14 protein-coding genes and 4 tRNA genes are annotated in these 18,366 nt (G+C 58.1%); 5 read left to right on the top strand and 13 right to left on the bottom strand.

Features of this window, described 5'->3' with window-relative positions; genetic code table 11:
* Positions 1–5: 5 nt before the first annotated feature.
* The 3 genes from J4E42_RS13210 to J4E42_RS13220 all read right to left on the bottom strand — a co-directional run bounded on the left by J4E42_RS13210 (position 6) and on the right by J4E42_RS13220 (position 3,879).
* Positions 6–1,247, bottom strand: coding sequence for a glutamine synthetase family protein (locus tag J4E42_RS13210; protein WP_207285469.1), 1,242 nt, complete (start codon positions 1,245–1,247; stop codon positions 6–8).
* 338 nt (positions 1,248–1,585) lie between these two features.
* Entirely contained in the window at positions 1,586–2,278 is a 693-nt protein-coding gene (locus tag J4E42_RS13215) for a sensor histidine kinase KdpD (protein WP_008038447.1), read from the bottom strand.
* Positions 2,275–3,879 carry a tetratricopeptide repeat-containing response regulator gene (locus J4E42_RS13220; protein WP_207285402.1) on the bottom strand — a complete coding sequence of 535 codons (1,605 nt, stop codon included), beginning with the start codon at positions 3,877–3,879 and terminating at the stop codon, positions 2,275–2,277. Before J4E42_RS13220 ends, J4E42_RS13215 begins: the two co-directional genes overlap by 4 nt.
* Before the next feature lie 243 nt (positions 3,880–4,122).
* On the opposite strand from J4E42_RS13220, the gene J4E42_RS13225 reads away from it, so the two are divergent.
* Positions 4,123–8,256, top strand: coding sequence for a CheR family methyltransferase (locus tag J4E42_RS13225; protein ID WP_207285403.1), 4,134 nt, complete (start codon positions 4,123–4,125; stop codon positions 8,254–8,256).
* Between the two features lie 7 nt (positions 8,257–8,263).
* On the opposite strand, the gene J4E42_RS13230 is transcribed toward J4E42_RS13225, so the two are convergent.
* Positions 8,264–8,803 (bottom strand): hypothetical protein, encoded by a 540-nt coding sequence (locus J4E42_RS13230; RefSeq protein ID WP_008038449.1) that lies wholly within the window; start codon positions 8,801–8,803, stop codon positions 8,264–8,266.
* Positions 8,804–8,951: 148 nt separating this feature from the next.
* Positions 8,952–9,028: transfer RNA gene (locus tag J4E42_RS13235), tRNA-Arg, on the bottom strand.
* 292 nt (positions 9,029–9,320) lie between these two features.
* Between J4E42_RS13235 and J4E42_RS13240 the strand changes: the two genes are divergently transcribed.
* Together J4E42_RS13240 and J4E42_RS13245 are read left to right on the top strand one after the other, a co-directional pair.
* Entirely contained in the window at positions 9,321–9,554 is a 234-nt protein-coding gene (locus tag J4E42_RS13240) for a hypothetical protein (protein ID WP_192227956.1), read from the top strand.
* 21 nt (positions 9,555–9,575) lie between these two features.
* Positions 9,576–9,755: a PA3371 family protein gene (locus tag J4E42_RS13245; RefSeq protein WP_008038451.1), complete on the top strand. Its 180-nt coding sequence runs from the start codon at positions 9,576–9,578 to the stop codon at positions 9,753–9,755.
* Here the strand turns inward: J4E42_RS13245 and phnN are convergent.
* Entirely contained in the window at positions 9,730–10,302 is a 573-nt protein-coding gene (phnN, locus tag J4E42_RS13250) for a phosphonate metabolism protein/1,5-bisphosphokinase (PRPP-forming) PhnN (protein WP_207285404.1), read from the bottom strand. The two genes, J4E42_RS13245 and phnN, sit on opposite strands and share 26 nt — an antisense overlap.
* Before the next feature lie 388 nt (positions 10,303–10,690).
* Between phnN and J4E42_RS13255 the strand changes: the two genes are divergently transcribed.
* Entirely contained in the window at positions 10,691–11,017 is a 327-nt protein-coding gene (locus J4E42_RS13255) for an Arc family DNA-binding protein (RefSeq protein WP_003178899.1), read from the top strand.
* 192 nt (positions 11,018–11,209) lie between these two features.
* Here the strand turns inward: J4E42_RS13255 and mgtE are convergent, their stop codons facing one another.
* Positions 11,210–12,652: a magnesium transporter gene (gene mgtE / locus J4E42_RS13260; protein ID WP_008033095.1), complete on the bottom strand. Its 1,443-nt coding sequence runs from the start codon at positions 12,650–12,652 to the stop codon at positions 11,210–11,212.
* A 320-nt stretch (positions 12,653–12,972) separates the two neighbouring features.
* Between mgtE and J4E42_RS13265 the strand changes: the two genes are divergently transcribed.
* Positions 12,973–13,491, top strand: a complete 519-nt coding sequence (locus J4E42_RS13265) for a cell envelope protein SmpA (RefSeq protein ID WP_207285405.1) — start codon at positions 12,973–12,975, stop codon at positions 13,489–13,491.
* Between the two features lie 19 nt (positions 13,492–13,510).
* On the opposite strand, the gene J4E42_RS13270 is transcribed toward J4E42_RS13265, so the two are convergent.
* The 6 genes from J4E42_RS13270 to alaS all read right to left on the bottom strand — a co-directional run bounded on the left by J4E42_RS13270 (position 13,511) and on the right by alaS (position 18,325).
* Positions 13,511–13,587: transfer RNA gene (locus J4E42_RS13270), tRNA-Arg, on the bottom strand.
* A gap of 72 nt (positions 13,588–13,659) precedes the next feature.
* Positions 13,660–13,736, bottom strand: a tRNA-Arg gene (locus J4E42_RS13275).
* 108 nt (positions 13,737–13,844) lie between these two features.
* Positions 13,845–13,935 (bottom strand) — tRNA-Ser (locus tag J4E42_RS13280).
* Positions 13,936–13,997: 62 nt separating this feature from the next.
* Positions 13,998–14,186, bottom strand: a complete 189-nt coding sequence (csrA, locus tag J4E42_RS13285; protein WP_002554426.1) for a carbon storage regulator CsrA — start codon at positions 14,184–14,186, stop codon at positions 13,998–14,000.
* Positions 14,187–14,373: 187 nt separating this feature from the next.
* Positions 14,374–15,615: an aspartate kinase gene (locus tag J4E42_RS13290; RefSeq protein WP_008033100.1), complete on the bottom strand. Its 1,242-nt coding sequence runs from the start codon at positions 15,613–15,615 to the stop codon at positions 14,374–14,376.
* A gap of 91 nt (positions 15,616–15,706) precedes the next feature.
* Positions 15,707–18,325 (bottom strand): alanine--tRNA ligase, encoded by a 2,619-nt coding sequence (gene alaS / locus J4E42_RS13295; protein ID WP_207285406.1) that lies wholly within the window; start codon positions 18,323–18,325, stop codon positions 15,707–15,709.
* Between the last annotated feature and the right edge of the window lie 41 nt (positions 18,326–18,366).

Genomic DNA, 18,366 nt, shown 5'->3' on the forward strand with positions numbered 1-18,366 from the left:
GTTCGTCAGGCCTGGGCGGCTAAAACACGGCGCTCCCAGGGCGTAATTTCATCAAAGAAGCTGGTCAACTCCATGGTCTTCGAAGCGACGTAGCCTTCGATGAACTCCTTGCCGAACAGTTCCTTCGCCAATTGGCTACGTTTCAGACGCTCGAGCGCGGCATGCAAGGTACACGGCAACGAAAGATTATCCGGCACCTCGAATTCGCCCTGGATCGCTTCACTCGGCTCCAACCTGTTTTCAATGCCATACAACCCTGCCGCCAGGCTCGCTGCAATCGCCAGATACGGGTTGGCATCAGCCCCCGGCAGGCGATTTTCCACCCGACGCGCCACCGGCGAGCTGGCCGGGATGCGCAAACCGGCTGCCCGATTGTCGTGGGACCAGCAGGCATTATTCGGTGATGCGAACGGATGGCACAAGCGCTGATAGGAGTTCACGTTCGGTGCAAATAATGCCGTGAAATCCGCCATGCCGGCCTGCTGGCCACCGATGAAGTGACGGAAGGTCGTCGTCGGCTCGCCAGCCTCGTCGCTGAAGACGTTACGCCCGGTGGCGATCTCGACGATGCTCTGGTGAATATGCATCGAGCTGCCCGGCGTGTGCGCCAGTGGCTTGGCCATGCAGACCACCGTCAGCCCATGCTTGAGCGCCACTTCTTTAAGCAGATGCTTGAACAGCAATGTCTGGTCGGCCAGCAACAAGGGATCGCCGTGCAACAGGTTGATCTCGAACTGACTGACGCCCATCTCGTGCATGAACGTATCGCGCGGCAAACCGAGGGCCGCCATGCACTCATAGACTTCACTGAAAAACGGCCGCAAGCCGTTATTGGAACTGACACTGAACGCCGAATGACCGTCCTCGCGCCGCCCGTCCAGGCCTACCGGCGGCTGGAACGGTTGCGTCGGGTCGGTGTTGGGCGCGAAGACGAAAAACTCAAGCTCGGTGGCCACCACTGGCGCCAGCCCAAGGGCGGCGTAACGCGCGATAACTGCTTTGAGTTGACCGCGAGTCGACAGAGGGGAGCTTTCGCCGGTCAGTTCGTCCGCATCGCAAATGGCCAAGGCACGCGGCTGTTTGCTCCAGGGCAAGCGATGGATCTGCGCAGGGTCGGGCACCAGCGCCAGGTCGCCGTCATCGCTGCCGTAAAAACGCGCTGGCGGATATCCGCCCATGATGCATTGCAGCAGCACACCCCGCGCCATCTGCAAACGCCGCCCCTCCAGAAAGCCTTCGGCCGTCATGACCTTGCCACGGGGCACGCCGTTCAAATCCGGCGTAACACATTCAATCTCATCAATGCCCGTCAATCGCTGCGCGAGTGAGCGCTGGCCACCGGTTGTCATGACGCAATCCTTTGTAGTTGTGCAAGCCGCGAACGGCGACCGTACAAAATAGGCTCCGCGTGTTCGGAATATCAAGCAGCGACAAACAAAAACGTCATGGCGGACGACAACGCCGGAATAACCGTCACCGCAACCCTTGTAGGAGCCGGCTTGCCGGCGATGGCGTTCGTAAGAACGCCGCAGAGTTCAAAGCCCTCATCGCTGGCAAGCCAGCTCCTACAGGGGATGCGGTGTTTTCAGGGGAGATAGAGGCTGAACACTCCACCGCCCAACGGGCCGCCGTTGCTGATTTCTGTGCGCCCACCGATCCCGTTGCGCTGATGCAACGCGGCAATCCGTCCGGCGAAATACAGGCCCAGGCCGGTGCTGCCGCTGCTGTGGTTGATGCCCTGCACGTAATCGGCCTGACGCTCGATCATCTCGGCCGGATAACCCTCGCCATCGTCGTTGATGGTCAACACCAATTGCCCGGCCTCGTCGCTCACCGTGATCAACAATGCGTGACGGGCGTAACGGATGGCGTTGTTGATGCTGTTGGCCAGCACCGACGCAATCAGCTCACGGTCGAAAAAACCCAACGGGCTCAGCGGGTCCACTTCATAGGTCGCCATGATGCCGCGACTGGCGAACACGTCCTGATGGCAGGCCAGTTGCGCTTCGATGAAGTCATCCAGTTCGTGGTAAGCCGGCTGCAATGGCATCTGGTTGACGCCAAGTTTGTACAGCCCCAGCAACTGCACCAGCATGCCGTTGAGGTGGGCGAACTCAAACTCGATCACACCCTGCTCCGGGGTGTGCCGCTCCGGGTCGGGCAAGCGCGCCAGCCATTGGCTGTGTGCCTGCATTAGCATCGCCAGAGAGTTCTTCATGTCGTGCACGGTGGAAGCAATCACCGTGGAGAAATCCAGTGCCGGGTTGTCTTGGTTCATCCGCTGAACGCCTTGATTTTCAGTTTCTGATAACGCGCATATCGCGCATCGGTGTCGGGCATCAGGCCGACCGTTTTCAGGCAGGCGCGACATTCTTCAAGCTCCGCCGATGGCGCGCTGGTGTCGGTGCCATGCAGCAGCGATTGCGCCATGTTCAACGCAATACTGATGTTCTTCGGTTGCAACGCCAGGGCTTTGCGGAACACCGCCCGCGCCTCCACCAGGTTGCCGGTCTTGTACACCCGCACGCCTTGACGGTTGAGTTCCGCCGCATCGTTGCCGGAGTTGAGGATGCTCGGGTCGTCGGTCAGCTTGGCGATACCCTGCATCACTGTCGGATCGTCGCCGTAGATTTCTGCGCAGTTTTTCAGCATCGACTTGCCGGCGTCAGCCTGCCCAAGCATTTGCAGCTGCTTGGCCACCAGCAGCGCGGCTTCGGCACTCATGAATTGCTCCATGCCATCGAGGCGCAACATCGCTTGCTCGGTGAGCTTTTCTGCGGTTTCGGCGTCGTTGAGCAACAGGCTGGTGGCCTTCATCAGCCGCGCACGAATCTGCAGGCCCGGGTCGGAAGGGTTTTCCTTGGCCACGGCACTCAGCGTGGTGTTGATTTCCAGCCGGGTCCGGGTGTCCAGGCCCTTTTCGCTGCCCTTGCTGATCAACGCATGGGCGAGGCCGAGGTTGCTTTCGGCGTCCTTGAAACGTGACTGGGCACCTTGGCTGACGGCCTGACGGTAAGCTTTGGACGCGGTATCGAAATCTTCGTTGGTCATCGCCAGCTTACCCAGCAGCGCTTGCCGGCGTACGGCCAGCGGCGACAAACGAATCGCCTCCTCCAACACCTGTTGCGCAGCCTTGGTGTCGCCCTCGGCGACCAGCACATCGGCCATGCCGTCATACAGCGCCGGCATCATCGGAAACACTTTCAACGCTTTTTCGTAGACGCCCTTGGCCTGGCTGACCTGACCCCGCTTGAACAGCAACTGGCCCAGCCCGGCAAACGCCCACGGCAAAGGCCGGTCGGCAATGATGCTGTCGTAGAGTCGCTCCAGCGCTTCGTTCTGGTTCAAGTCGCGCAAGGCATCGGCGCGGTAGCGCAAACACAGCGGCGAGTAGCGGATGTCCTGCTTGCACAAGGCGATGCAGGCATTGAGCACTTCAACCGGTTTACCGCGATCGAGCGCCTGCAGGATCGGCTTGAGCAAGGTCTTGCGCTGCTCCAGACGCTCCAGGCGCTGGGCCAGGCCGGAACGGTTGAAGGGTTTGGTCAGGTAAGCATCGGGCTCGTGCTCCAGGGCGCTGAGCACCATCGCCTGGCTGGTCTCGGCGGTGACCATGACAAACACGGATTCGTGGCTGATCAGCTTCTCGACCATCAGGTCTTCGAGAACTTGCTGACCGTTCTTCTTGCCATCGCCGAGGTGGAAATCCTGGAGGATGAAATCGTAGGACTTCTGCGAACACATGCGCAGCGCCTGCTCGCCGGTGTCGGCGGTGTCCACGTCCTTGACGCCCAGCTCACGCAGCATGGACCTGACGGAACTGCGGAAATCCGAGAAATCATCGACGATCAAAAAACGCTTTTGGTGATACGACAGCATCGAAGATTTCCAGGCAATTTTAAGAAGAAGATCATGACTGTCCGGGTTATCGGCCAGCAGGGCCATTCACTTGAAGAATTGGAATGCATTTGCGCCGCTGGAGTCCAAATTTAAAAGGGCCGCGAATGCGGGCTAAATATTTGAAGGCGTTATTGAAAAACGGGATTATCCTGATTTATTGCAACGCGTCTGCTACCCCTCTTTCAGACCCAGACGCTCCCGTCGTCGGCACAGGCATAAGTTATGACCACCACCCCCAATCGCTCAGTGAACTCCAATGAGCGAAAGACCCTGATCCCCAGTACCCTGGATTTTCCGGTGGTGGGAATTGGCGCGTCGGCAGGTGGGCTGCAAGCCATCAAGCTGTTCTTCGAAAACATGCCGCAGGACAACGGCATGGCGTTCGTGATCATTCTTCACCTCTCCCCCGATCACCAGAGCATTGCCGACAGGATCGTCCAGGAATCGACCGCGATGCCGGTTCTGCAAGTCACTGAAAGGGTGTCCATCGAGAAAAACCATGTGTACGTCATTTCACCGGCGCAACGCCTGTCGATGAACGATGGTTTTCTTGAGGTCAGTACCAGCGATACCCGGGAATCCCGGCACGCCTCGATCGATCTGTTCTTCCGCGACCTGGCCGATGTCCATCGGGAACGAGCGTTCTGCCTGGTGCTGTCGGGCACTGGCTCCGACGGTGCCGTCGGTCTTTCGCGCATCAAGGAACAGGGCGGCGTCACGCTGGCGCAGGCACCGGAAGACGCCGAGTTCGACGGCATGCCCCGCGCCGCCATCGATACCCGCATGGTTGACCTGGTTCTGCCGGTCGTTGAAATGCCGCAAAAACTGCTGGAGCTGTGGCGTAACTCTCAGGAAATCAGCTTGCCCATTGCCAACGACCCCGAACCGCAGACCATTGTTGCCATCTCCGAACGCGAAGCGCTGGTGGCGGAGCAAATGCTGCACGACATCTTGATCCAGCTGCGTACCGGCACCGGCCATGATTTCAAACACTACAAACGCGCCACCGTGTTGCGCCGGATCGAACGGCGGATGCAGGTCACGTCTCAACCGGATCTGGCGTCCTATTTTCATTACCTGCAAAACAATCCCGAAGAAACCAAGGCCCTGCTCGGCGACATGCTGATCGGCGTGACCAACTTCTTCCGCGATCGCGAGGCCTTCGAAGCGCTGGAGCGCGATGTCCTGCCGCAACTGGTCAGTGCCGCCGTGTCAGCGCAGCCCGAGAAAGAAGAAATTCGCGTCTGGTCCGCGGGTTGTTCCACCGGCGAAGAAGCCTACAGCCTGGCGATGTTGCTCAGCGATCAACTGCAACTGGACGCCAGTGCGGCTTCGCTGCAATTGTTTGCCACTGACATTGACGAGCGCGCCATCAGCGTCGGCCGGGCCGGGCTGTACCCGCAAGCCATCGTGACCGACGTGCCGCCCACACGACTGCGGCATTACTTCCTCAAGGAAGATGACCATTACCGGATTCGCAAGGAAATCCGCGAAAAAGTCCTGTTCGCCAAACACAGCCTGCTGTCCGATCCGCCGTTCTCGCAGATCGACCTGATCGTGTGCCGCAACCTGCTGATCTATCTCGATCGCGAAGTGCAGCGTGAAATCCTGCAAATGTTCCACTTTGCCCTGCGCCCCGGCGGGTTCCTGTTTCTCGGCTCCTCCGAGAGCGCGGACGCGTGCCACGAACTGTTCGCCCCGGTGGACAAACGCAACCGGATCTTCCGCGCCAAAACCGGTACGGCCAACAGCCGTCGCACGCCGACCATGCCGCGTGGAGGCTACGTGCGGACCAACATTTCCCAGCAGCCGACGCACAGCGGTGTACAGCGCAAAACCTCTTTCGCCGATATCCATCAACGCGCCCTCGAACAGTCGGCGCCACCGAGCGTGATCGTCGACGCCAACGCCGACATTCTGCACATGAGTGAAAGTGCCGGGCGTTTCCTGCGGCACGTCGGTGGTGAGATGTCGCGCAATTTACTGACATTGATCCTTCCAGAGCTGCGCCTGGAACTGCGCACCACGTTATTCCAGGTTCAGCAGAGCAGTCTGTCGGTCAAATCCCGCGAGGTGTCGATCAAGCGTGATGAGCGGCGTTATCTGATCGATCTGGTCGCTCATCCCTACAAGGATGAAGGCTCGGACAGCGAGTACGTGCTGGTAATTTTCGAGGAGGTCGAAGTCGATCCTTCAGAACTGGCGGCGACCACCGTGCTGCAGAACGAAAACCAGGTGCTGTCCAACCTCGAACGCGAACTGCAACGCACCAAGCTGCATTTGCAGGACACCATCGAACAATCGGAGGTCTCCAGCGAAGAGCTCAAGGCCTCCAACGAAGAAATGCAGGCGATCAACGAAGAACTGCGCTCGGCCACCGAAGAGCTGGAGACCAGTAAAGAAGAGCTGCAATCCATCAACGAAGAGTTGCTGACGGTCAATTTCGAGCTGAAAACCAAGGTCGAAGAAACCGACAAGATCAACGACTACCTGACCAACCTGATTGCCTCCACCGACATCGCCACGGTGTTTGTCGACCGCAGCATGCGCATCAAGTGGTTCACCCCGCGCGCCACCGACATTTTCAGCATGCTGCCGGTGGACACCGGGCGCTCCCTGCTCGACATCACCCACCGCCTGCATTACGACAACCTGGCCGGTGATGCAGCGCTGGTGTTCGAATCGCTGAACATGATCGAGCGTGAAGTCAGCAGCACCGACAATCGCTGGTACATCGCCCGCCTGCTGCCCTACCGCTCCAGCGAAGACCACATCGACGGCACCGTACTGACCTTCATCGACATCACCAAGCGTCGGGCGGCCGAAGAAGAGCTGCGCCTGGGCGAGGAGCGCATGCGCTTGGTCGCTGAAAGCACCCGCGACTACGCGATCATCACGCTCGATGAACAAGGGGTGATCACCACCTGGAACAAAGGCGCGGAGTTGATCTTCGGCTACAGCAAGGCCGAGGCCGAGGGCGCCTACTATGACTTCATCTTCTCTGCGGAGGACCGCGCGGCGGGCGTGCCGGAAAACGAGCTGCTGACGGTGCGCAACCACGGCCGCAGCGACGATGAACGCTGGCATTTGCGCAAGGATGGCAGCCGCTTCTTTTGCAGCGGCGAAGTGACTCTGCTCAGCGGCGATAACCTGCAGGGCTACGTGAAAATTGCCCGCGACCTGACCGGCCATAAACGCCAGCACGAAGAACAGAGTCAGGAGCTGGCCGAGACTCGTAACACCAATAACCTCAAGGACGAGTTCTTTGCGGTCATGTCCCACGAACTCAAGCATCCTCTGAACCTGATCCAGCTCAACGCAGAATTGCTGCGGCGCTTGCCGGTGACCAAGTCGCTGGCGCCGGCGGCCAGGGCGGTGAACACCATCTGCGACGCGGTCACCAGCCAGGCACGGATCATCGACGATCTGCTGGATGTGGCCCGGGTCCGCACCGGCAAGCTCAAGCTGCAAACGGTCGCCGTCGACCTCGCCAGCGTGCTGCGCGATGTCCACACTGTCGTGCTCAATGACCAGCATGACGTCACCGTCGAACTGCTCGTGCCGTCCGATGCGTTGATGGTCCAGGCCGACCCGACACGGCTGGAACAAATCATCTGGAACCTGGTGAACAATGCACTGAAATTCACCCCGACCAAGGGGCGTGTGCAATTGATTGCCAGCCAGGCCGGGGACATGGCGCGGCTCGACATCAAGGACAATGGCGTCGGCATTGCCCCGGAAAACCTTGATCACGTGTTCGACCTGTTCGGCCAGGCTGAAAAACAACATGCCACCCATAACCGTGAAGGGCTCGGGATTGGTTTGTCACTGGTCCGTCAGTTGACCGAGGCGCAACGCGGTGCAGTCGAGGTGAGTTCGGCCGGTGTAGGCACAGGCTGCACGTTCACCGTCTACCTGCCATTGGCCAAAACCGCCGGCGAAGCGCAAGCCGCTGCCCAGACCGAAGAGAGCTGCGGCAGACTGAGCGGACTGACGATTCTGTTGGTGGACGATTCCGCGGACGTGCTGGAAACCCTGAAAATGCTGCTGGAGATGGAAGATGCGCAAGTGATTGCCTTTGACCGCCCGGTGGCGGCGCTGGACGCGGCAAAAAGTACCCGATTCGACCTGATCATTTCCGACCTCGGCATGCCGGTCATGAATGGCCACGAGTTGATGAGCGCACTGCGTGAGTTGCCGCTCGCGAAGGATGTACCGGCCATCGCCCTGACCGGCTACGGGGCGCACAGCGACATTCAGAAGTCACGACAGTCGGGCTTTGACCAGCATGTTGGCAAACCGGTGTCCTACGATGACCTGATCCAGACCATCGAGACGCTGCGCAACCAGCGCTGAAGCGCGCTCAGTTCAGATAGTCGCGCTGCACGCAGGCGCGCCGATCGATCGCCTGCCTGAGCCGCTCCTTGTGATCGGCCCAGACCATAGGGTCAACCTTGGTGGAACGCATCAAGACGAGCATGGCCTCCTTGGCGTCCAGGTACTCTGACCAGGCATCGGCAGACCTGAGCTTCAAGCGTTCACGCTCGGTCATCTCCATCCGGCGCAACGCGACGACCGACTCATCGGTAATCACCGGACTCAACGTCAATTGCACCCGGTGCGGTGCGACAAACTCCTGAGTGTCCGCCACAATCTCCCTCGCCCGCTGGGTACCCCACTTCAATGCGGCGCAGTAATGCTCACCCGCCTTGAGGTCATGATGCTCCTCGCAAATCGGCCAGCCATCAGCGCCGTAGACACCTACAAAAATCTGGGTAACCCCTTCAACACTGATCCGCGCATGCACCTCGATTTGCACGCCACTGCCCAGCACTTCTTCGTGGGTGTGCAGAGGCAATCGCGTGTTGGTCCACAACCAGAATTGGGCGCCCCTGCGTCGCATCGATTTCGCTCCCTGTGTGGTCTTTGGAGTAAGGCACAGCAATGAGCGTCTTTCAAATGTTGGTCGTCAGGTGATCGCACACGAAAAAGCCCCACCGGATACGAGATCCTGGCGGGGCTTTTTTGACAGCCACAGGGCTGGAAATTGATGGTGTCCCAGGGCAGGTTCGAACTGCCAACCTTCCCCTTAGGAGGGGGATGCTCTATCCAATTGAGCTACTGAGACACAAGTCGCACGCGAGAAATGCGATGCGATGGACGGCGTGCATGTTAACGGGCGGGTCTGATTTTGTCATGTCGTCCGTAGGCTTTTTAAGTGTAGGCAGACGCCCCTCTACAGCACGGGATTTGTTAACCGTGCAAATTGCATCACCGCAAAAAGCCATCATTGCAAATTGCAATGAGATCACCTTGCACGATTATCTTAATCCTTTGTTTTTAAAGGATTTAATAGCCGTTAGACTCTTGGCACGTCGGCTGCTTCAGCTGTTCTCAAAGAACAACGGAGGTCAGCCCTCATGAACCGCGCCCTTTTACTCTCGAACGCGATCGCTTTGGCGGTTTTTTTGGGTTTTCATTTTGCCCCGCAGAGTGGTGCCGAACCGGTTGCCCAACGAATGCCTCATTACCTCCAGGTACAGAAGGCACCTCAATTGGCAGTGCTGGGTAATCAGCAGGGTTTTGTCGGTCAAGAAGTGAGTCAGGAAAATGTCCTGCTGCCAGCGCAGTCTTCAGAACGCCTGGTATTTTGAACAACCCATCAGGAGCACAGCATGTCCAAATCAGCCGCAGGATTTTTCGTCCTCGCCCTGCTCAGCGGCATTCTTCATTTATCACTGGTAGAGGACGCAGTCGTCACCCTGCCGTTGATTGCCTGCGGCGTTTTCAGTGCTTTGTTTGTGCTGGCGCTGGTCGCTGGCCGCAAGATCAAGTTTGATCCGGTGTTGCGCTGACTTGTATCAGCTTCAACAGGCCGGCCACTGTGTCCGAAAGTTCGCCTGAATTGTCGAGTTGGTGGATAAGCGTCTCACCGACTGAGGCGTCCGCCGTGAACAGTTCATTTCTGCGCAATCTCGCCTCAATCTCCGCCAGACTTTCACGCCCCCGTCGCAGCAAGCGCTCTCGCAGCACGTCCTCCTTGACCGTTAACAGAATCGGCACCAGCGCCGGATAACGGCGTAGCGCCTGGGCCAAGTGCCCGCGGGAGCCGTTGATCAGGACATCCCTGCCCTCCTTGAGCCATTGATCGATCACGATGGGAATACCGTAATCCAGGCCATTGGCATGCCAACACAGCGCGAAGTCGCCCTCTTCTTTGCGGCGTGCGAACTCTTCACGGGAAACACCGATGGCATCCTCGCCCACGGATTCGGCTGAACGCGTAATGACCCGACGCACCACTTCGCAGTTGATCGCCTGCAAAGGCTCACGAGCAGCCTCGATGAGACTGTCCTTGCCGGACCCGGAAGGCCCCATCAGGTAAATCAGTCTGCCATCCATCCTGAATTAGCCCCCCATGTCGTGGTTGCCACTAGTAAATCGGCCAATTGCCACTATCCTGTACGAAGTAAGGAATCGTGATCGAAATCCGCACAGCATGCACCTTCAGGCGTCCCAGGACATCTGCTGTCGTGCAATAGGACGCGGCCAGCGATACGGATGTGGGTAGTCTTTTCAAACCAGTCCGCATTTCTGATAATTGGTGCTGGCATAACGCCTTTATCCAGTTCAATATTTGTCACAGAATTGACGCCAATGATCTGGCTTCTTTGAGGCATGATGCGAGCCTCTATCAATTCAGGTTGAACATTTGGCCAGAGTCCTTGTCCTATCAGACATCGCGCGGCCAATCCCGAGAACCGCTCCCCTGAACTAACCGGTTAAATATATGCGCCCATTGAAACAGGCAATTTATTCCAGCCGTACGGCTGACAAGTTCGTCGTACGTCTGCCAGACGGAATGCGTGAACGCATTGCCGAGGTGGCTCGCAATCATCATCGCAGCATGAACTCCGAAATCATTGCGCGCCTTGAGCAGAGTCTCATTCAGGAAGGCGCACTGGGTGAAGAGTTGAGCATGCGACTGGACAGCCCGGAGCTGTCACTGCACGAACGCGAACTGCTGCAGCGCTTCCGCCAACTCTCCCACCGTCAGCAGAACGCACTCGTTTCGCTGATTGCCCACGACGCCGAAATGGCCGCAGACGCCTCCTGATTCATCCGAACGCTCAAGCCAGCTTAATCGCTGGCTTTTTTTTGCCTGAAATTCAGGCGCAAAAAACCCGCCGATTGGCGGGTTAATTGCTCTTGTAGGAGCCAGGCTTGCCGGCGAAGGCGGCCCTGAGATCGCCTTCGCCGGCAAGCCTGGCTCCTACGAGCTGATTCGCGGGTTGCAGGCAGATGGCAATCAGAGCAGGAAGATGGTCGCCAGCCCGAGGAAGATGAAGAAACCACCGCTGTCGGTCATGGCGGTAATCATCACGCTGGCGCCCATCGCCGGATCGCGACCCATCTTCGCCAGTGTCATGGGGATCAACACACCCATCAACGCCGCGAGCAACAGGTTGAGCGTCATGGCAGCGGTCATCACCACCCCGAGGGACCAACTGCCGTAAAGCAGGTAGGCGACCGCACCAATCACCCCACCCCACACCAAACCGTTGATCAAACCGACAGCCAGCTCCTTGCGCATCAGACGCGAAGTATTGCCGGTACTCACCTGGTCCAGCGCCATGGCGCGAACGATCATGGTGATGGTCTGGTTACCCGAGTTGCCACCGATGCCCGCCACGATCGGCATCAATGCCGCGAGCGCCACCAGCTTCTCGATCGAACCTTCGAACAATCCGATCACGCGAGAGGCAATAAAGGCAGTGATCAGGTTGATTGCCAGCCAGGCCCAGCGGTTGCGCAGGGATTTCCAGACTGACGCGAAAATATCTTCCTCTTCACGCAGACCCGCCATGTTGAGAACTTCGTTTTCGCTCTCTTCACGAATCAGGTCGACCATTTCATCGATGGTCAGACGGCCGATCAGCTTGCCGTTCTTGTCGACCACCGGGGCCGAGATCAAGTCGTAACGTTCGAATGCTTGTGCAGCATCGTAGGCGTCTTCGTCCGGGTGAAAACTCACCGGGTCGCTGGCCATGACTTCCGATACTTGTTTTTCCGGGTCGTTGACCAGCAAACGCTTGATCGGCAGCACGCCCTTGAGCACGCCGTCGTAATCGACCACAAACAGTTTGTCGGTGTGACCCGGCAGCTCCTTGAGCCGACGCAGGTAGCGCAACACCACTTCAAGACTGACGTCCTCACGGATCGTCACCATCTCGAAGTCCATCAGCGCACCGACCTGCTCCTCGTCATAGGACAACGCGGAGCGAACGCGCTCACGCTGTTGACCGTCGAGGGTTTCCATCAGCTCGTGGACGACGTCTCGCGGCAGCTCGGAGGCCAGGTCAGCCAGTTCGTCGGCATCCATGTCCTTGGCCGCTGCCAGGAGCTCGTGATCGTCCATGTCGGCGATCAGGGTTTCACGTACCGAGTCGGACACTTCGAGCAGGATGTCGCCGTCGCGGTCTGCCTTGACCAATTGCCAGAGCGTCAGACGATCGTCCAGCGGCAAGGCTTCAAGGATGTAGGCAACGTCGGCGGAGTGCAGGTCGTCGAGCTTGCGCTGCAACTCGACGAGGTTTTGCCGGTGAACCAGGTTTTCAACCCGGTCGTGATGCGGACCTTCCTGGCGATGAGTCAGGTCTTCGACCACCCGCTGACGCTGCAACAGCTCAATCACTTGAGCGAGGCGGTCCTGCAGGCTTTCTTGCGTTTTCTTTACTTCAACTTCGGACATAGGCGAACTCCACTCCCAGCAGCGGGGCACGCCGGAAGGATCAATCAGTCAATTCATGATTGGAAAAGCGGTTTACTGAATTACTACTGGGTAAGTCCATGGAGGTATTCCACAAGCCCCGGCGGGGCTGACGGGCGCAATGATACACCGCCCTACGGTTTTAAATGTTAAAAAATCGCGGCTGAAACAAGCGCTTGCGAGACAAACCTGAGCGCCGTCCTGATCCGTGAAAATGCGACGACTCATTCTGAAAAGAAAACACACCAGCGTTGAAAAATGTAGCAGCTACCCTTGAGTCAGACCGTCATGGAGGACGTTTGATGCCATTGAATGCCTGTTATTTTCTGCTGATCGCCCTGCTCTGCCTGCCGCCCGTGGCACTTGCCTCAACCGTTCACCGCTGCGAGGCAGCAAACGGCCGCATCACCTTCACCACGCTGAGTTGTACGGCCGGAGAAAGCCTTTCGCTCCAGGAAGTACGCACGTTTACCCCCGGCAGCACAGTGTCGCTTATGCCGGAAGCGGACTTTCGTGAAACATCACGTATGAATATCAAAAGGAGGGAGCCGACAGTCGTCGGCCAGACAGAGGACAACTGTGGAAACCTGATCGATGCCCGGGAGCGCAGGGAAGCAATCATCAATCAACGGATTGTCGCCGGCATGACCCGGCAAGACGTCGAAAGCGCCCTCGGCAAGCCAGACAAGATCAGTATTCGGAATTCGGCCACGAGTTACCGATACGACACCAAGCGAGGTCGTAGCGCACACGTCGAATTCGACGAGAGAGGTTGTACCAGAGGAAAAGCCAAATCCCAGACGGCAAAAAGCCCGCGTTAAACGCGGGCTTTTTGTTGTTTGGTGCACTCGACAGGATTCGAACCTGTGACCGCTCGGTTCGTAGCCGAGTACTCTATCCAGCTGAGCTACGAGTGCAATTTGTGTTTTTAGACCAGATCACAACTGGTTGAAACAGAGTAGCTCACATCACTGCAAACAACTCTTAAATGGTGCACTCGACAGGATTCGAACCTGTGACCGCTCGGTTCGTAGCCGAGTACTCTATCCAGCTGAGCTACGAGTGCATTTGTTGCCGCGCATTATAGGCCGTCGAATCTTTTTGTAAAGCGCTTTTTTCTAGTAATTTCAACAACTTACCAAAGAAGCCAGATTACAACGTACTACGCAAATAATGGCGGAGAACGGGGGATTCGAACCCCCGACACCCTTTTGAGGTGTACTCCCTTAGCAGGGGAGCGCCTTCGGCCACTCGGCCAGCTCTCCGCAACACGGGGCGTATATTAACCAGCTTCTTCCCCGTTTGCAAACATAAAAAACGATAAAAATTAATGGCTTGGTTCTTCGTCCTTCTCTTTCTTTATACGCAGGTAAATTTCCTCACGGTGGACCGCAACCTCTTTCGGGGCGTTGACACCGATACGCACTTGATTTCCTTTAACGCCGAGCACGGTCACGGTGATTTCTCCATCACCAATAATCAGGCTTTCTGCGCACCGACGAGTCAGAATCAGCATACCTTTCTCCTCACGCATTTCATTTCAGGGACAACAGTCTGCAAAAAAAAGGCACTCGACCTACAACCTGAAAGATCGCAGCCCTACATGCCTGAGTATTGACCAGCGCGGGCAAAAGAACAGCTTCGGGCCGCACCATTCAAAAAAACAAAAGGGCGCGGTCAGACCGCGCCCTTCGGCAAACGCATCACTCGCCCGTTCGGGCCGGCGCGTCCAGTTCGAAAGCCGTGTGCAGGGCGCGCACAGCCAGTTCCAGGTACTTCTCTTCGATCACCACGGAAACCTTGATTTCCGAAGTCGAGATCATCTGGATGTTGATGCTTTCTTTCGCCAGGGATTCGAACATGCGGCTGGCCACACCTGCGTGGGAGCGCATGCCGACACCGACGATCGAGACCTTGGCGATCTTGATGTCGCCAACGACTTCACGGGCACCGATCTCGCGAGCGGTGTTTTCCAGCACGGTTTGCGCGGCCTGGAAGTCGTTGCGGTGTACGGTGAAGGTGAAGTCGGTGGTGTTATCGTGCGCAACGTTCTGCACGATCATGTCGACTTCGATGTTCGCGGCGCTGATCGGGCCGAGAATCTTGAATGCAACGCCCGGGGTGTCTGGCACGCCACGGATGGTCAGCTTGGCTTCATCGCGGTTGAAAGCGATGCCGGAAATGATCGGCTGTTCCATGGTTTCCTCTTCATCAATAGTAATGAGGGTGCCCGGACCCTCCTTGAAGCTGTGCAGTACGCGCAGCGGAACGTTGTACTTGCCGGCGAATTCCACCGCACGGATCTGCAACACCTTGGAACCGAGGCTGGCCATTTCCAGCATCTCTTCGAAGGTAATCTTGTCCAGGCGCTGGGCCACGGACACCACACGCGGGTCAGTGGTGTAGACGCCGTCGACGTCGGTATAGATCTGGCATTCGTCAGCCTTCAAGGCTGCCGCCAGCGCCACGCCGGTGGTGTCGGAACCGCCACGACCGAGGGTGGTGATGTTGCCGTGCTCGTCGACGCCCTGGAAACCGGCGACAACCACCACACGACCTGCTTTCAGATCACCGCGAATCTTCTGGTCATCAATCTGCAAGATACGCGCTTTATTGTGCGCGCTATCCGTCAGAATCCGTACCTGATTGCCGGTGTAGGACACCGCTGGCACGCCGCGCTTGATCAGCGCCATGGCCAACAGGGCAATCGTCACCTGCTCACCGGTGGAGACGATCACATCCAGCTCACGCGGAACCGGCTGGCCGTCGCCACTGATTTGCTTGGCCAGATCGATCAGACGGTTGGTTTCGCCGCTCATTGCAGACAGCACAACCACCAGGTCATCGCCGGCATCGCGGAATTTCTTAACCTTGTCGGCGACCTGCTCGATTCTCTCGACAGTGCCGACCGAGGTGCCTCCAAATTTCTGTACGATCAAAGCCATTTCAAAGCCGCCTCTGCCCATGAAGGGCGCCCAAATAATCACTCAAACAGCGTTCCGGCCCACCACTAGACTGTGGGCCGGACACACTGCCTTATAAACCCTGCTCTACAAATGGAACAGTCAGGGCCAATGCCGCATCCAGTGCGCCAGCGTCAGTACCACCGCCCTGCGCCATGTCTGGACGACCACCGCCCTTCCCGCCCACTGCCGCAGCGGCTTGCTTCATCAAATCACCGGCTTTGAGTTGGCCAGTCAAGTCTTTGGTTACGCCTGCAACCAGAACGACCTTTTCCTCATGGACACTGCCGAGCAGGATCACTGCGCGGCCGAGTTTGTTTTTCAGTTGATCGACCAGCGCCAGCAGCGCCTTGCCGTCCTGACCGTCCAGACGCACGGCCAGTACTTTCACGCCTTTGACGTCCAGGGCGGAAGCCGACAGATCGTCGCCCGCCGCGCTGGCAGCCTTGGCCTGCAACTGCTCGAGTTGCTTCTCCAGCAGACGGTTGCGCTCCAGCACAGCCGACAGCTTGTCGATCAGGTTGTCGCGGCTGCCCTTGACCAGGTTGGCCGCTTCCTTGAGTTGTTCTTCGGCAGCGTTCAAGTATGCCAGCGCCGCAGCGCCGGTGACCGCTTCGATACGACGCACACCGGAAGCCACACCGCCTTCGCTGATGATTTTCAGCAGGCCGATGTCGCCGGTACGGTTGGCGTGGATCCCGCCGCACAGCTCGACGGAGAAATCGCCGCCCATGCTCAGTACGCGCACGTTGTCGCCATACTTCTCGCCAAACAGCGCCATGGCGCCTTTTTGCTTGGCGGTTTCGATATCGGTTTCTTCGGTTTCAACAGCCGTGTTCTTGCGAATCTCGGCGTTGACGATATCTTCCAGCGCCTTCAGTTGCTCAGGCTTGATGGCTTCGAAGTGGCTGAAGTCAAAGCGCAGGCGCTGACTGTCGACCAACGAACCTTTCTGCTGAACGTGATCGCCCAGCACCTGACGCAATGCCGCGTGCAGCAAGTGAGTGGCCGAGTGGTTCAGCGAAGTCGCGTGGCGCACGTCGGCTTCGACGTGGGTCTCGACCGGCGAACCGATAGTCAGGCTGCCCAATGCCTGCACACCGTGGTGCAGGAACGCGCCACCGGTCTTGGTGGTGTCGCGCACGTCGAAACGGCCGATGTTCGATTGCAGGTAACCGCAGTCGCCAATCTGACCGCCGGATTCAGCGTAGAACGGGGTCTGATCGAGAACGATCACGCCCTCTTCGCCTTCACTCAAGACGTCGACGGACTTGCCTTCTTTATAGATGGCGACAATTTTCGCCGAACCACTGGTGGCCTTGTAGCCGGTGAATTCGGTGGCCACGTCAACCTTGACCAGCGTGTTGTAGTCCAGACCGAACGAACTGGCGGAACGGGCACGGACGCGCTGGGCTTCCATTTCGCGTTCGAAGCCGGCTTCGTCGACGGTCAGGTTGCGCTCGCGAGCGATGTCCGCGGTCAGGTCCATCGGGAAACCGTAGGTGTCGTAGAGTTTGAACACCACGTCGCCCGGCACCACGGTGCCTTTGAGTTCCAGCAGATCCTGCTCGAGAATCTTCAGGCCGTGCTCCAGGGTCTTGGAGAACTGCTCTTCTTCGGCCTTGAGCACGCGCTCGATGTTGGCTTGTTGCTTCTGCAGTTCCGGGAACGCTTCGCCCATCTCGGCAACCAGCGCCGCGACGATCTTGTAGAAGAAGCTGCCGGTCGCGCCCAGCTTGTTACCGTGACGGCACGCACGACGAATGATCCGGCGCAGCACGTAGCCACGACCTTCGTTGGACGGCAGCACGCCGTCGGCAATCAGGAAACCGCACGAACGGATATGGTCGGACACAACCTTCAGCGAAGACTGATCGTCATTGGTGCAGCCAATGGCCTTGGCCGATGCGCTCAGCAGGTTCTTGAACAGGTCGATTTCATAGTTGGAATGAACGTGCTGCATCACCGCACTGATCCGCTCCAGGCCCATGCCGGTGTCGACCGACGGTGCTGGCAGCGGATGCAACACGCCATCGGCGGTGCGGTTGAACTGCATGAACACGTTGTTCCAGATCTCGATGTAACGGTCGCCGTCTTCTTCCGGCGAACCCGGTGGGCCGCCCCAGATGTCGGCGCCGTGATCGTAGAAAATCTCGGTGCAAGGACCGCACGGGCCGGTATCGCCCATGGTCCAGAAGTTGTCGGAGGCGTACGGCGCGCCTTTGTTGTCGCCGATGCGGATCATGCGCTCGACCGGCACACCGATCTGCTGCGTCCAGATGTCATAGGCTTCGTCATCCGAGGCATAGACCGTTACCCAGAGTTTTTCCTTGGGCAGCTTCAGGACGCCGGTCAGGAAGGTCCAGGCGTAGGTGATTGCGTCGTGCTTGAAATAGTCACCGAAGCTGAAGTTACCCAGCATTTCGAAGAAGGTGTGGTGACGAGCGGTATAACCGACGTTTTCCAGGTCACTGTTCTTGCCACCGGCACGCACGCATTTCTGGCTGCTGGTCGCACGGGTGTACGCACGTTTTTCCTGGCCCAGGAAACAGTCCTTGAACTGGTTCATCCCCGCGTTAGTGAACAGCAGGGTTGGGTCGTTGCCCGGAATCAAAGAGCTGGAGGCTACACGAGTGTGGCCTTGCTCTTCGAAGAAGCGAAGGAAGGCTTCACGGATTTCTGCGCTTTTCATTAGGTTCTTCCACGGAGGCTGCGGCCAAAGGCCTGTGCGAA

The organism is Pseudomonas sp. FW300-N2A2, from assembly GCF_017351735.1.
GTDB lineage: Bacteria > Pseudomonadota > Gammaproteobacteria > Pseudomonadales > Pseudomonadaceae > Aquipseudomonas > Aquipseudomonas migulae.

What these genes read in the sequence shown, in the direction of transcription:
- J4E42_RS13225 (WP_207285403.1), top strand. Translation starts at nt 4,123, where the DNA reads ATGACCACCACCCCCAATCGCTCAGTGAACTCCAATGAGCGAAAGACC.
- J4E42_RS13290 (WP_008033100.1), bottom strand. Translation starts at nt 15,615, where the DNA reads ATGGCTTTGATCGTACAGAAATTTGGAGGCACCTCGGTCGGCACTGTC.
- J4E42_RS13215 (WP_008038447.1), bottom strand. Translation starts at nt 2,278, where the DNA reads ATGAACCAAGACAACCCGGCACTGGATTTCTCCACGGTGATTGCTTCC.
- alaS (WP_207285406.1), bottom strand. Translation starts at nt 18,325, where the DNA reads ATGAAAAGCGCAGAAATCCGTGAAGCCTTCCTTCGCTTCTTCGAAGAG.
- J4E42_RS13230 (WP_008038449.1), bottom strand. Translation starts at nt 8,803, where the DNA reads ATGCGACGCAGGGGCGCCCAATTCTGGTTGTGGACCAACACGCGATTG.
- J4E42_RS13220 (WP_207285402.1), bottom strand. Translation starts at nt 3,879, where the DNA reads ATGCTGTCGTATCACCAAAAGCGTTTTTTGATCGTCGATGATTTCTCG.
- J4E42_RS13255 (WP_003178899.1), top strand. Translation starts at nt 10,691, where the DNA reads ATGCGCCCATTGAAACAGGCAATTTATTCCAGCCGTACGGCTGACAAG.
- csrA (WP_002554426.1), bottom strand. Translation starts at nt 14,186, where the DNA reads ATGCTGATTCTGACTCGTCGGTGCGCAGAAAGCCTGATTATTGGTGAT.
- J4E42_RS13265 (WP_207285405.1), top strand. Translation starts at nt 12,973, where the DNA reads ATGCCATTGAATGCCTGTTATTTTCTGCTGATCGCCCTGCTCTGCCTG.
- phnN (WP_207285404.1), bottom strand. Translation starts at nt 10,302, where the DNA reads ATGGATGGCAGACTGATTTACCTGATGGGGCCTTCCGGGTCCGGCAAG.
- mgtE (WP_008033095.1), bottom strand. Translation starts at nt 12,652, where the DNA reads ATGTCCGAAGTTGAAGTAAAGAAAACGCAAGAAAGCCTGCAGGACCGC.
- J4E42_RS13240 (WP_192227956.1), top strand. Translation starts at nt 9,321, where the DNA reads ATGAACCGCGCCCTTTTACTCTCGAACGCGATCGCTTTGGCGGTTTTT.
- J4E42_RS13245 (WP_008038451.1), top strand. Translation starts at nt 9,576, where the DNA reads ATGTCCAAATCAGCCGCAGGATTTTTCGTCCTCGCCCTGCTCAGCGGC.
- J4E42_RS13210 (WP_207285469.1), bottom strand. Translation starts at nt 1,247, where the DNA reads ATGACGGCCGAAGGCTTTCTGGAGGGGCGGCGTTTGCAGATGGCGCGG.